Genomic DNA, 12,764 nt, shown 5'->3' on the forward strand with positions numbered 1-12,764 from the left:
CTGGAGCGGAGCGAATTTGACATTCGTGAGCACCAGAGCGCAGGACTGACAAAGAATGCGAGGGTTTGTCTACACGCTGAAGAACCCCCTAGCTGGAGGTTCTTTTCATTTTGTTTATTCGACTTTAAATTTGCTAATCAAATCACGTAATTCTTCTGCCATTGAAGAAAGGGTGGCAGAGGATGAGCTGATCTCTTCCATTGATGCCAGCTGTTCTTCAGCTGAAGCGGCAATGTCTTGAATATTGGCGGAGCTTTCACGTGATACGTCTGCAATTTCACGGACAGCCTCAGAAACATGTGCAGATCCTTTTGACAGCTGGACAACTGTTCGATTCATTGTTTGGAGCTGATCTGAGATTTCTTTGGTCATGTCGAAAATATTGTGGAAGCTGACTTTCGTTTGTTCAGTAAAGCTTAAGCCTGATTGAACTTCTTGATTTACTGCTGTGAATACTTCTTGTGATACATCAATATCTTGAACGATTTCTTTGATTAAGTTCTCAATTTCTTTTGCTGAATTGGCAGATTGAACAGCAAGTTTTCTTACTTCTTCTGCTACAACGGAGAAGCCTCGACCAGATTCGCCAGCTCTTGCTGCCTCAATCGCTGCATTCAGCGCAAGTAAATTCGTTTGATCTGCGATGCCATTAATGACACCAAGAATCTGGGTGATATCTTTTGATTTGCTTTCCAGCGCACTGATGACATTCTCTGCTTTTTTCACTGATTGATCAATCACGTTCATTTGAGAGGCGGTTTTTTCTACTAGCTGTCCGCCTTCTCCTGCAATCTCTGTTGATTTGATGGATGAAGCGGTAATCGATTCAGCCGACTCATTCATGTGCTGAAGGCCTCTGTTCATTTCTTCTAACTCTTCTGAGCTTGATTCCACTTTATCATTCTGGCTTTCGTTACCAGTAGAGAATTGTTCAATGGCTAATGTAATATGCTCTGTTGCTTTACTTGTTTGTCCTGCGCTTGCGGTCAGTTCTTCTGATGAAGAAGCGACATTTTCAACAGAGGTTTGGACGGCGCCAATGAGGGATCTTAATGAGTCAATCATCGTATTAAAGCCTTTACCAACTTGTCCTATTTCATCATCTGATTGAATCTGAAGTTTATCACGTAAATCACCATCGCTGACCTTTTTCGAGAAACGGGCAAGATTGGATAATCTACTTGAAATAGAGCGGACAATAAAGAAGATGAGGGTTCCTGCTACGATCAGTGTCACACTGAACACAATAATGGCTGTATTGAAAACGGGTTTAGCTGCATCCTCTACTTCTGATACGAGCATCGTTCCGCCGATTTTCCAGCCGGTTAGTTCATTGGTGACATACGCCACCTTTTTATCTGTTCCATTGAGTGTATAGCTGCCGTTTCCTTGTTTGTTTTTAAAAATAATGTTCGCCAAATTCTCATTGACTTTGCTTCCTGGCTTTTGGGTTGGATCTGCTAGCACGGTTTTATCCTGCTCCATGATGAAAGCATATCCTTTTTGACCTATTTTGATTTCTTTTAGCTTTTGAATGAGGCTGTCAATTTCCATATCAAGACCAATCACTCCTGAGCCATCTTTCGTTTTTTGGGCAATGGTGATCACCATTTTACCTGTAGATGCTGCGACATATGGCTTCGTGATAACTTGTTTACCATCAGCACTCATGGCCTCTTGATACCATGGACGCTCTCTCGGATCATAGCCTTCAGGCATTTTTTGAACTGGGTATTGCATGAACAAGCCCTTTTCTGAACCTGCATAAATGGCCGAGACATCTTTTTCATTAATTTTTCCATATTGCTGCAATTCTTTAATGGTAGCTTTTCTATTTTTTTCTTGAAGATTAGCCGCTTTGAAATCATCTGTAAACAGAGTCACAGCCTCTGCCTTGTTCCCAATATTCTCATCGATTAAGGTATCAAATGCATTGACCTGACTCATCGCACTGCCCATAATCTGTTTGTCCAGCTCTGTCTTTGATGTGAAAAACGCACTAATGGTCAGTGCAACAGTTGGCAGTATGAGGACAACCAAAAAGGCAATAACTAATTTTTTAGAAATGGATGGTTTTTTGAACCATTGGATCATTTTTCCCATTTTCTCTTTCCCCCTTTACTTCTCTAAAGTTATTATCGGATGAAAGGTTTATTTTTAGAGGGATGGAAATGATGTTTAAAAATAAAAAAAATACCCAGACAATTCTGGATATTTTTTCATCGTTTTTTAATCAATTTTAAATTGACTTGTCAGTTCTTTTAGTTCCTCAGCCATATTGGCAAGTGTTACAGAAGAGGACGAAATTTCTTCCATAGATGCCAATTGTTCTTCAGCAGATGCCGCAATATCCTGAATGTTCGCCGCACTTTCTCTTGAAACTTGACGCATCTCCTGCATGGCTTGTGACACAAGTTTTGATCCGCTTGATAGGTCAACCGCTGTATCATTTAATTGGGTGAGCTTTTTCGACATACCTTCTGCCGCCTCATAAATGTTCTGGAAGCTTTCTTTTGCTTCTTCTGTCATCCCAAGCCCTGCATTTACTTCTCGGTTAACAGCTTTGAACATCTCTTGAGATTTGGAAATTTCCAACACAATTTCTTGGATCAGCTTTTCAATTTCTTTCGCTGAATCTGCGGATTGGACCGCTAGTTTTCTGACTTCCTCTGCTACGACAGAGAAGCCGCGCCCTGATTCACCTGCTCTTGCTGCTTCAATGGCTGCATTGAGTGCAAGTAAATTCGTTTGATCTGCGATGCCATTAATGACATTTAAAATGCTCGTAATATCTTTAGATTTGTATTCTAATTCTTTCATGACTTGTTCTGCTTCTTGTACAGATGTGTCGATATGTTTCATTTGATTCGCTGTGCTTTCAACGATACGTCCGCCTTGTCCGGCCGCTTCTGTCGATTGAATGGAGACAGCAGTCACTTCTGATGAAGTTTGTGACATACCTTGTAATCCTTCATTCATCGTGACAAGCTGATTCGTGCTAGATTCGACTTTCTCATTTTGTGCTTCATTCCCATTTGAGAATTGTTCAATCGACATTGTGATATGCTCTGTCGCCTGACTCGTTTGGCTGGCACTAGCGGTCAGCTCTTCTGAAGCTGAAGCCACATTGTCAACAGAATGCTGGACCGCTCGAATGACTTCACGTAAAGATTCACTCATCTTGCTAAAGCTTCTTGTGAGGTCTCCTATTTCATCCTTCGATTTGGTTTCAAGGGTTTCCGTTAGATCCCCTTCACTCACCTTTTCTGAGAAATCAACAAGCCTTCTAAGTCCAATTGTGATGGAACGAACGATAAAGAAGATAGCGATGCCGCCAAGGATAAAAGAAGAAATTAAAAGAATAATGGCAGAATTCCAAACTGGCTGTGCTGCTTCTTCTGTTTCTGATACAAACATCGTTCCAGCAATTTTCCAACCTGTTAAATCATTTGTCACAAAAACGAGACGTTTTTGCTCTCCTTTATTCTCATAAGTTGATGTTCCTTCTTTGCCGCTGTAAAGGATTGATGAAATATTTCCTGTAACTGCAGATCCTGATTTTTCTTCTGGATGAGCTACAATTTGTTTATTTTTATTCGCAATAATTGGATATCCTTCTCGTCCAATTTTAATGTCTTTGATTTTATCGACAATGTCTTGAACTTCAATGTCGATTCCTATTGCTCCAGACCCGTCCTTCAAGCGTTGGGCAATTGTGACAACCATGCTGTCTGTTGTGGCTGAGACGTATGGATTGGTGACAACAGGTTCACCTGTTTCGTCCTGCATCGCCGCTTTGTACCAGTCACGAGTTGTTGGGTCATAGTCCTTTGGCATATCCACTTTAGGATACTGAATAAAATCACGATTTTTACTTGCTGCATAAAATCCAACCACATCATCTTCATTGATTTTACTGTATATCTCAAAATGCTCATACAGTTCGTCCTGGTTTTTCTTTTTAAAGTCTGCAGCAGTGGATGTTGCGGTAAACAGTTTGACTGCGTTCTCCTTATTCAAAAGCTTTTGCTCGATCATGTCATTCAGCTCATTGACTCTTGCGTTTGCTCCGTACATGATTTCATGATCTAATTCTTCTTTGGCAATCTGATATGAAATCGTACTGAGTGTAATGATTGGCAAAACGAGAACAAGTGTGAATGAAATAATCAGCCTTTTAGAAATCGATGGTTTTTTCAACCATTTTATGATACTTTTCATGTTTTTCCTCCTTTTAAACGTTATGTTTTATATCGGACATCTTTATATTATTTTCATGTTTTTCAAATAAAAAGGATTCCTTTTTGTTTATTTTCACAAATTGATTCCTTGCCCAAGCATCCCGCATACGCTAATACAAAAGGGGGCGCTTTTCATATGATTATCCTTTCAGGACAGCCAGTGACAAATGAGCAGCTGGCAGCATTTCAGCTAGAAGGACAAAAACGGATCATTTTGATGCAGTTACAAGCCTCAAATGATACGTTTCGTTATAGGCAGGCATCTGATTTGTTATTTGAGGTGACTTTACGATCGAATATCATGAATGCAGCAAGAGATTTGAATAAGAGCGGTGCCTCATTTGCTATCTTTCAAAGGTCCCGTGCGAATGACGCCTATTGGCGTGTATCAGAGGCCGGAGCGTTAGAACTGCGCTATCAAGTCGAGCCATCTACGGGGATTAAAGACATCTTTGAAAATGGCTCAAAATATGCCTTTGAATGTGCCACAGCGATTGTCATTGTGTTTTATATGGGAGTCTTGCAAACGGTAGGAGACGAGAAGTTCAATCGAAGACTTAGAAGTTTAACACTGTATGACTGGCACTATGATACATTGTCCATTTATACAGAGCGCGGAAATGATTTTATTTATGGGGATTGCCTATATTTCGAGAATCCAGAGTTTAGCTATCAACAGTCTCAATGGCGCGGAGAAAATGTGATTTACTTAGGGGAAGATCAATATTATGGGCATGGGCTTGGGATCTTAACAGCTGCAGAGATTATCGATAAATTAAATGCCAGAAGACGGCCAGGGGCTGTTCAGTCCGCTTATTTACTGCCGCAGACCACTAGGATGGATGTTATTTATCTCAGGCAAATGTTTGGCAGCTAAAAAAGGCCTCTTGTCTATAGGTTATGACAAGGGGCCTTTGTATGCCTTACGTTTGCGGTAATCATGGAGCGTACCAAGCATTGTGTTTGCTAGAATTTCCATTTCTTCTAGATCGTTTCTTGTGACTGGAGGGTCGTGCTGATTCCATTTCACGTAACGAATGAAATAGTAATGACGAATGGGGGTAAGGACGGCAGGGGAGTGCGGAAAATCATCAAATAGAAATTCTATTTGTCCTTTTTTCCGATATGAATGTTTTAAGATTTCCATCCTGTCACACCACCCATCATCAAATTATATGTGCGTGAGTTCATGCATGATATCTTCAACGGTTAAAATCGAATGAATGCGGCCAACCCCCTGACCTGCCCAAAGAGCCATTTGTTCTGGGTTTCCTGCAGCAGCTGCCGCTTTTCGCATCGGTGTTGTCCATACATGCTGTATGGGATAGGGAAGAACCCGGTCTTCATTTCGTCTTTCTTCTTCCATCCACTGATTAACAATACCTCTGGCTTTTTTTCCAGAGAAAAGCCGTGTCATCGCTGTTTCATTGCCTTCTGCCTGTAACAGAGCCTTTTTGTACACATCTGCGGCAGCACTTTCTTGACTCGCTAAAAATCGTGTCCCTATTTGAACCGCATCTGCTCCAAGTGCTCGTGCTGCTTTCATAGTGGCCCTGTCTGTGATACCTCCAGCGGCAATCAATGGGAGATGACAGACAGATCTGACATCACTGAACAGGCTGAAAAGTCCCTGCAGAGCATCTCCCTTTGAAGGTAAAAAGGTGCCTCGGTGCCCTCCTGCTTCACTTCCCTGCAGGACAACGGCATCCATTCCTTTTTCTTCTAAAAGTAGTGCTTCTTCTTTTGTTGTAGCTGTTCCGATGAGAAAGATCCCCTTTTGTTTCAGGTGATGAATTGTTTGTTCGTTTGGACAGGCAAATGTAAACGATACAGCTGGGACTTCTTCTTCTTGAAGAATCTTGATTTTTTGTTCATAGTCCTTCCATAATTCTTCTTCGTTAGGGATCATCTGTGCTTCTGGTATGACAGGCAGCCGATCTCTCCAAAATGATACATCTTCTGTTTTCGTTTCTGAAATGGGTTCAGGGACAAACACATTCACTTGAAATGGACGAGATGTCAGCTGTTTGACCTGCCGGATTTGCTGTCTCATCTTTTCTGGCTGCACATAACCACTTGCTAAGCTGCCGAGACCGCCATATTGTGAAACAGCGGCGACAAGCTGCGGCGTCACCGCTCCTCCTGCCATTGGTGCTTGGATGATGCCATGTTCAATTTGAAGTAACGCTGTGAATTCTCCCATCTTCTCCCCGCTCCTTACTCGTTAGTTGACACCTGTATATAAAAGTGACGATGTCTCGGTCCGTCAAACTCACAAAAATAGATTCCCTGCCACGTTCCAAGCACTAGATCACCATGATGGACAAGAACGTGCTGAGATGCCCCCACATAACTAGCTTTCATGTGTGCTGCTGTGTTGCCTTCCATATGACGATCTTTTGGATGTTCCCACGGAAAGACTTCGTCAAGCCGGCGCAGCATATCTCGTTTGACGTCTGGGTCGGCATTTTCATTAATGGTGATTCCAGCCGTCGTATGTGGACAATAGACCATAACCGTTCCGTTTTGAATCCCAGTTTCCCGGACATATTGCTGAACTTCATGGGTAATGTCTATCATGTCATCGTGTTTGTCTGTTTGTACGTTGATTTTTTTCATTTCTCTGCTCCTTTTGATCATGTCTATAAAACCATACCCTTTTTATGTGAAACCAATCACTGCCGGTTGGCAGAAACAAATCTTCTTACCTAAAGTTTACCAAGCAAAAAAACCTCGTCAATAGCTCCGAGGTTTTTAGGAAAAGTGAACCTTTTTTACTTCTATGGTTCGAATATGATGATCTTCTGCATCGACAATTTTAAATTCACAGCCTTCTGCTTCAATGATATCTCCAATGTCAAAATCAATTTTATGCGTCATCATCCACCCTGCAATTGTATCAACATCATCATTTTCAATCGCTAAATCCAATAAATCATTCACTTCATCGATCAAGGCTTTCCCATCCATTACATAATGAAAGTCACCTTTTTTCACAATATGAGGGGTTTCATCTTGATCATATTCGTCCCTAATCTCCCCCACAATTTCTTCTAATATGTCTTCAACTGTGACGAGACCTGCTGTTCCGCCGTATTCATCTACAAGCACCGACATATGAATCCGTTCCTTTTGCATCAAAATCAGCAGTTCTTGAACCGGTGTACTTTCAATGACACGAATAACAGGGCGCATTAAGTCTTCAATGGACACCTCTTGATTGAGAAAACTTGCTTTAAATACGTCTTTGCTATTGATCACACCAATGACATGATCTTTATCTTCTTTAATGACAGGATAACGTGTATACCTTTCGTTCAGCATATAATGCGTCACGTCTTCCAAGCTCTGTTCAATTTCAATGGCAGAGATTTCTGTGCGCGGGATCATGATCTCTCTCGCCACTCGGTTATCAAATTCAAATATTTTATTGACATATTTGTATTCAGATTGGTTGATCTCGCCCTTTTCGTAGCTTTCAGACAGGATGAGACGCAATTCTTCCTCACTGATCGCCACTTCATGTTCTTTGACAGAATGAAAACCAAATAATTTCACAATGCCTCGTGCAGCCCCATTTAATGCTTTAATAAATGGGTACATGACTTTATAGAAAAAAATAAGAGGTTTTGCCGTCACAAGACTGACGGCTTCTGCCTTTTGAATGGCAATCGTTTTGGGAGCAAGTTCCCCAACGACAACATGCAAAAACGTAATGATTACAAAGGCAATGATAAACGATATGATGTCTGTCAAAGCGGAATGAAGCCCTGCCTTTTCAAAAAGCGGATGCAGGAAATGTTCCACTGTTGGCTCCCCTAACCATCCTAAGCCTAATGCCGTGATGGTAATGCCAAGCTGACAGGCAGATAAATATTCATCAAGGTTGGTTGTCAGTTTTTGAACATGAATGGCTCTCTTATCACCGCTTTCAATCAGCTGATTGATTTTTGAGCCTCTAATTTTCACAATCGCAAATTCAGTGACAACAAAAAATGCTGTCGCAGCAATGAGTAATAGGACTAAAAATACGTTTAAAATATACAAAAAAACCCTTACCTAACACGGGTAAGGGCTCACCTCCTCTGGCGTCAATTAATCATTACGGCCATTTAGGAAGATCATTACAAAACGGAGCAATTCAAACAGGGAGACAAGGGCCGCTGCTACGTACGTAAGAGCTGCGGCATTTAACACCTTGTTCACGCCTCTTTCTTCACTGCTTCTAATGATTCCTTCTGAAACAATGATATTCTTTGCACGAGAACTTGCGTTAAACTCAACAGGCAATGTCACTAGCTGAAAGAACACAGCAGCTGAGAACAGAACGATCCCAAGCCCGATTAAGTTAAGGCTGCCGAGCAATAATCCACCTAGGAAAAGAAGCGGGGCAACACCAGATGCAAAGTTCACGACAGGGAAGATCTTATGTCTCAAGACAAGCGCACCATAGGATTCCTGATGCTGCAAGGCATGTCCAACCTCGTGTGATGCGACTGAAATGGCCGAAATGGAATGGCCATAATACACTGGTTCAGATAAACGAACCACACGCTGCGTCGGGTCGTAATGATCAGTCAAAGTTCCTCTTACCGGTTCAACGGGTACGTCGTATAACCCGTTGCGATCTAAAATATATCGAGCGGTTTCAGCACCTGTTTTCATACTGGCAGCTTCAACCTTTGAATACTTTTCAAAATTATTCTTTACTTTAAATTGTGCCCAAAAAGACAATCCCAATGCGGCAAATGTTAAAAAATAAAAAAACAGCATGCTCATCAGCTTCCTTTTATTTTATATATTTATTTACAATTTTAATGACTTTTATGTAACGTGTACAGCAAAAAGCACTAGGTCTTTTTAAGTGGAATCACTACACCAATGAAAAAGAAGAACATTCCGATGCATGCTGTATAAAATGTCACCGTTCCATATAGGTCTTGAAAAAAACGAAGCCACGAGAAATCATTCATGAAATGGTTCACCGCATTTAAATCAAACACGAGTAAAATCACCGCAGATGATAAAAAGTGGGCGCCGATAAAAAGAAGTACGGTCTTTTGAACAAACGACATTCGCATTCCCTCCTTCTTCTCTCTTATTTTAAGATATGGGTTCTATTTCAATACATGACGATGATGAAAAATTGTTTCCTAATCGGGCATACTGACATTAGCAGTCTCCCTGAAAGGACGAGTTCGATGAAATCAAACCGTATCTTTATTGCCTGGCTAAGATGGCCTCTTTACGTTCGCATTGCGATCATCATCTGTTTCTTGCTTCTCTTTTTTGGACAATTAATCGTCATACTTGAACCAAAGCAGTATCATACGATCTTTGATGGGATCTGGTGGGCGCTCATTACAGTTTCTACTGTGGGATACGGTGATTTTGTGCCGCAAACCATGCCTGGGCAAGTAGCAGGGATGGCGCTCATTTTGATCGGCGCCAGCTTTGTCACTGCATATTTCGCCACGCTTGCTGCCGCTGTATTTAGCAAACAGCACCATTATGTAGAAGGAAAGGTGACTTTCAAGGGGAAAGGGCATCTCATCATTGTCGGCTGGAATGAGAAAACGAACAAACTGCTTCAATCGTTTCAAACCATTGATCCCGCCATGCCGATTGTACTCATTGATGATTCCTTAAAGGAAGGACCTCTTTTAGAGAATGTCCATTTTATTAAAGGCCATGGTACAGAGGATGCCACACTTCGCAGAGCAAATATTATGAGTGCTGATACATTGATGATTACCGCCGACCAGCATGAAAATGAAGTGACGGCTGACATGCAGAGTGTCTTAACCTTGCTTGCGGCAAAAGGATTAAATCCTTCGTTATATTGTTTAATTGAAATTTTAACCGATCGCTATGTGAAAAATGCTGAGCGGGCTGGAGCCAATCAAGTCATCCATACTTCTGATGCCGTGAATCATTTAATGGTGGAGCATTTTCTTTTAAAAGAACAGCTCATGGCGTTAAAAATAAAAAGAAACATGACCCTCCATAAACAGATCACCATCATTCCAGTACCGGCTTCATTAGCTGGAGAGACATTCTTAACGGCACTTCATCATTTTCTAGAGCATCATGTGATCATTGTAGGCGTACAAAAAAAAGAAGGACCCATGATGAATCCTCCTTTTGGGTATGAGCTTCATCCAGAGGATGAGCTGATCAGCTTTTAAAGCAGTACATCTTCTAATTCTTTGACGAGTGAAAAGCCAATTTCGGCATAAGCCTTTGACACATCTCCATCTTTCTCTTTCGGTTCTTGGAATTGGTTAAAAGATGCCCCTACATTTCCAACCATCGCATGGTCATCTAATTTATCTTGATAGACATGCTTTAAGAGAAATGGATGTCCCATTTTCACCACAACGCCTGGCTGATCCAGCTGTCCTTTCTCGGCTGTAAACGGAACTCTGAGAAAGGTATAGCCGTCACGGTTGTCAATTTTATAATCAAAATATCCATGATCATAATCCCAGTTGCCATTAATGACATATCCGAGCGGCTTCATGTTTTCTTCTAAATGGTACAGTGAAAAGCTTTCACCAGTCAGCCTAGATGGTACATGAATCATACAGAACCCTCCTTTTTATATAGGGTTCGTTAAAGAGAGGAATTCATACATTTGCCTTTCGTGATTTGCACATTGTTTGTAAAAGCAGCATCAAATAAGCTTTGGCTGGATGATGCATTTGTCTCGTTCACACTGCCCGCTCCAGATGTGTCCTTTACAGCACCCATTGGACAAATCCGCCCAACATTCCCAAAGTTAACGATGGCCTGCCCGGAAATGTCATGGATATAAATATGATTTGTTCTCATCGCTTCATCAACCTCCTCCATTGATTATTCTATGTATAGAGCTTAGGGAGGCTTGCACTGACACCATGAGAACATAAAAAAAGGCACACCTTATGACAAGATGTGCCTTCAGCGTGTAGACAAACCCTCGCATTCTTTGTCAGTCCTGCGTGCTGGTGCTCACGAATGCCAAATTCGCTCCGCGCCAGTACTCGTCCTTCCTAGACTTCAAAGGTTTTCTATCACGCTAAAAAGAAGACAAAGGGCTAAAATAAAGTACATTTTAGCCCTTTGTCAACAGTCTGAGGGCACACCTTATGACAAGATGTGCCTTTTATTCTTATGATTGTTTGAGACGGCTCTCTAGTTCTGCCTTTTTCTCTTCAAAGCCCGGTTTTCCTAATAAAGCAAACATGTTCACTTTATACGCTTCTACTCCAGGCTGGTCGAATGGATTGACGCCTAGTAAATACCCAGACATCGCACATGCTTTTTCAAAGAAGTACACGAGATATCCGAATGTATAAGCATCCATTTCAGGAATCGTCACAATCAGGTTCGGTACTTTTCCATCAGTATGAGCTAGCATTGTGCCTTCAAATGCTTTTTTATTGACGAAATCAACCGTTTTTCCTGCAAGATAGTTTAACCCATCAAGGTCTTGTTCTTCTGCTTCGATGACAAGTTCATGTCGTGGCTTGTCTACATTTACGATAGTTTCAAACAAGTCTCTTCTTCCTTCTTGTACATATTGACCAAGTGAATGAAGATCCGTTGAGAAGTTGGCAGATGAAGGATAGATTCCTTTTTCATCTTTCCCTTCACTTTCGCCAAATAACTGCTTCCACCATTCTGCAAAGTACTGTAAGCCTGGCTCATAGTTAATCAGCATTTCAATTGTCCGGCCTTTATTGTAAAGAACATTACGGACAACCGCATATTGATAAGCTGCATTTTCTGAGAGCTCAGATGAAGCAAAGTCTTCACTTGCTTTCGCAGCACCTTCCATCATTTGATCAATGTCTGCACCACTTACAGCGATTGGTAATAGACCAACTGCTGTCAAGACGGAATAACGTCCGCCGACATCATCAGGGATGATAAACGATTCATAGCCTTCTTCGGTAGCTAACGTTTTGAGTGCCCCGCGTGCCTTATCAGTTGTCGCATAGATCCGTTTTTTCGCTTCTTCAGCACCATATTTTTCGATAAGGAGCTTTTTAAAGATACGGAACGCAATGGCTGGCTCTGTTGTTGTACCAGATTTTGAAATCACATTAATGGAGAAATCGGCATCTTCTAGCAGATCCATTACATCTGTTAAATAAGATGAACTGATATTGTTTCCAATAAAGATGATTTGCGGTGTTTTGCGTTTGCCTTTTGGCAAACTATTATAGAAAGAATGGTTTAAAAACTCAATGGCCGCACGTGCGCCAAGATAAGAACCACCAATTCCAACAACGAGTAATACATCAGAATCAGATTTAATCTTTTCTGCACTTTTTTTAATGCGGGCAAATTCTTCGCGATCATATTGCTTCGGTAAGTCAACCCAGCCTAAATAATCACTGCCAGTACCCGTTTGTTCATGAATATTATGATGGGCCACCTTCACAAAATCTTTTAAATATGTAAGCTCATGTTCTTGAAAGAAAGGTAACGCTTTCGAGTAGTCAAATTGAATATGTGTCATCGCTTGTAAGCCCT

13 protein-coding genes and 2 pseudogenes are annotated in these 12,764 nt (G+C 41.3%); 2 read left to right on the top strand and 13 right to left on the bottom strand.

What is annotated here, in order from left to right:
- Window positions 1–114: 114 nt before the first annotated feature.
- From NST57_RS20385 to NST57_RS20400, 4 genes and pseudogenes are all read right to left on the bottom strand, one after another.
- On the bottom strand, window positions 115–1,065 hold the full coding sequence (locus NST57_RS20385; RefSeq protein ID WP_370529239.1) for a methyl-accepting chemotaxis protein: 951 nt from the start codon (window positions 1,063–1,065) through the stop codon (window positions 115–117).
- A pseudogene (locus tag NST57_RS20390) lies at window positions 1,060–2,103 on the bottom strand (HAMP domain-containing protein); the annotation flags it as partial. The pseudogene NST57_RS20390 and the gene NST57_RS20385, both read right to left, overlap by 6 nt.
- Window positions 2,104–2,229: 126 nt before the next feature.
- Window positions 2,230–3,180, bottom strand: a complete 951-nt coding sequence (locus tag NST57_RS20395; protein ID WP_445818825.1) for a methyl-accepting chemotaxis protein — start codon at window positions 3,178–3,180, stop codon at window positions 2,230–2,232.
- Window positions 3,172–4,221 (bottom strand): annotated as a pseudogene (locus NST57_RS20400) (cache domain-containing protein); the annotation flags it as partial. The gene NST57_RS20395 and the pseudogene NST57_RS20400, both read right to left, overlap by 9 nt.
- 156 nt (window positions 4,222–4,377) lie before the next feature.
- Here NST57_RS20400 and NST57_RS15445 point away from each other — a divergent pair.
- Window positions 4,378–5,118: a protein-glutamine gamma-glutamyltransferase gene (locus NST57_RS15445; RefSeq protein WP_142155863.1), complete on the top strand. Its 741-nt coding sequence runs from the start codon at window positions 4,378–4,380 to the stop codon at window positions 5,116–5,118.
- Window positions 5,119–5,139: 21 nt separating this feature from the next.
- On the opposite strand, the gene NST57_RS15450 is transcribed toward NST57_RS15445, so the two are convergent.
- The 6 genes from NST57_RS15450 to NST57_RS15475 form a co-directional block, all read right to left on the bottom strand.
- Window positions 5,140–5,388: a hypothetical protein gene (locus NST57_RS15450; protein WP_142155864.1), complete on the bottom strand. Its 249-nt coding sequence runs from the start codon at window positions 5,386–5,388 to the stop codon at window positions 5,140–5,142.
- 24 nt (window positions 5,389–5,412) lie between these two features.
- Window positions 5,413–6,444 carry an NAD(P)H-dependent flavin oxidoreductase gene (locus NST57_RS15455; RefSeq protein ID WP_341298813.1) on the bottom strand — a complete coding sequence of 344 codons (1,032 nt, stop codon included), beginning with the start codon at window positions 6,442–6,444 and terminating at the stop codon, window positions 5,413–5,415.
- Window positions 6,445–6,458: 14 nt separating this feature from the next.
- Window positions 6,459–6,860, bottom strand: a complete 402-nt coding sequence (locus NST57_RS15460; protein WP_008345770.1) for a secondary thiamine-phosphate synthase enzyme YjbQ — start codon at window positions 6,858–6,860, stop codon at window positions 6,459–6,461.
- Window positions 6,861–6,995: 135 nt separating this feature from the next.
- Window positions 6,996–8,288, bottom strand: coding sequence for a hemolysin family protein (locus NST57_RS15465; RefSeq protein ID WP_007500537.1), 1,293 nt, complete (start codon window positions 8,286–8,288; stop codon window positions 6,996–6,998).
- Window positions 8,289–8,336: 48 nt separating this feature from the next.
- The gene (locus tag NST57_RS15470; protein ID WP_024719711.1) at window positions 8,337–9,011 is read right to left on the bottom strand and encodes a zinc metallopeptidase; all 675 of its coding nucleotides are present in this window, start codon (window positions 9,009–9,011) and stop codon (window positions 8,337–8,339) included.
- An 80-nt stretch (window positions 9,012–9,091) separates the two neighbouring features.
- The gene (locus NST57_RS15475; RefSeq protein ID WP_008345775.1) at window positions 9,092–9,316 is read right to left on the bottom strand and encodes a hypothetical protein; all 225 of its coding nucleotides are present in this window, start codon (window positions 9,314–9,316) and stop codon (window positions 9,092–9,094) included.
- Between the two features lie 126 nt (window positions 9,317–9,442).
- On the opposite strand from NST57_RS15475, the gene NST57_RS15480 reads away from it, so the two are divergent.
- Window positions 9,443–10,429, top strand: a complete 987-nt coding sequence (locus NST57_RS15480; protein WP_019744050.1) for a potassium channel family protein — start codon at window positions 9,443–9,445, stop codon at window positions 10,427–10,429.
- On the opposite strand, the gene NST57_RS15485 is transcribed toward NST57_RS15480, so the two are convergent.
- The 3 genes from NST57_RS15485 to NST57_RS15495 form a co-directional block, all read right to left on the bottom strand.
- Window positions 10,426–10,827 (bottom strand): YugN-like family protein, encoded by a 402-nt coding sequence (locus tag NST57_RS15485; protein WP_024719713.1) that lies wholly within the window; start codon window positions 10,825–10,827, stop codon window positions 10,426–10,428. The two genes, NST57_RS15480 and NST57_RS15485, sit on opposite strands and share 4 nt — an antisense overlap.
- A gap of 29 nt (window positions 10,828–10,856) precedes the next feature.
- A complete protein-coding gene (locus tag NST57_RS15490; RefSeq protein ID WP_341298814.1) occupies window positions 10,857–11,075 on the bottom strand; it encodes a hypothetical protein in 219 nt (72 codons plus the stop codon).
- A gap of 319 nt (window positions 11,076–11,394) precedes the next feature.
- Complete coding sequence (locus NST57_RS15495; protein ID WP_024719715.1) at window positions 11,395–12,750, bottom strand: glucose-6-phosphate isomerase; 1,356 nt, start codon at window positions 12,748–12,750, stop codon at window positions 11,395–11,397.
- Window positions 12,751–12,764: the final 14 nt, after the last annotated feature.

The sequence above is a fragment of the Bacillus sp. FSL M8-0077 genome (assembly GCF_038050255.1).
GTDB lineage: Bacteria > Bacillota > Bacilli > Bacillales > Bacillaceae > Bacillus > Bacillus altitudinis.

Coding starts and splice junctions, on each gene's coding strand:
- NST57_RS15460 (WP_008345770.1), bottom strand. CDS start 6,860: ATGAAAAAAATCAACGTACAAACAGACAAACACGATGACATGATAGAC.
- NST57_RS15455 (WP_341298813.1), bottom strand. CDS start 6,444: ATGGGAGAATTCACAGCGTTACTTCAAATTGAACATGGCATCATCCAA.
- NST57_RS15490 (WP_341298814.1), bottom strand. CDS start 11,075: ATGAGAACAAATCATATTTATATCCATGACATTTCCGGGCAGGCCATC.
- NST57_RS15450 (WP_142155864.1), bottom strand. CDS start 5,388: ATGGAAATCTTAAAACATTCATATCGGAAAAAAGGACAAATAGAATTT.
- NST57_RS15485 (WP_024719713.1), bottom strand. CDS start 10,827: ATGATTCATGTACCATCTAGGCTGACTGGTGAAAGCTTTTCACTGTAC.
- NST57_RS15480 (WP_019744050.1), top strand. CDS start 9,443: ATGAAATCAAACCGTATCTTTATTGCCTGGCTAAGATGGCCTCTTTAC.
- NST57_RS20395 (WP_445818825.1), bottom strand. CDS start 3,180: ATGAGTGAATCTTTACGTGAAGTCATTCGAGCGGTCCAGCATTCTGTT.
- NST57_RS20385 (WP_370529239.1), bottom strand. CDS start 1,065: ATGATTGACTCATTAAGATCCCTCATTGGCGCCGTCCAAACCTCTGTT.
- NST57_RS15445 (WP_142155863.1), top strand. CDS start 4,378: ATGATTATCCTTTCAGGACAGCCAGTGACAAATGAGCAGCTGGCAGCA.
- NST57_RS15495 (WP_024719715.1), bottom strand. CDS start 12,750: ATGACACATATTCAATTTGACTACTCGAAAGCGTTACCTTTCTTTCAA.
- NST57_RS15475 (WP_008345775.1), bottom strand. CDS start 9,316: ATGTCGTTTGTTCAAAAGACCGTACTTCTTTTTATCGGCGCCCACTTT.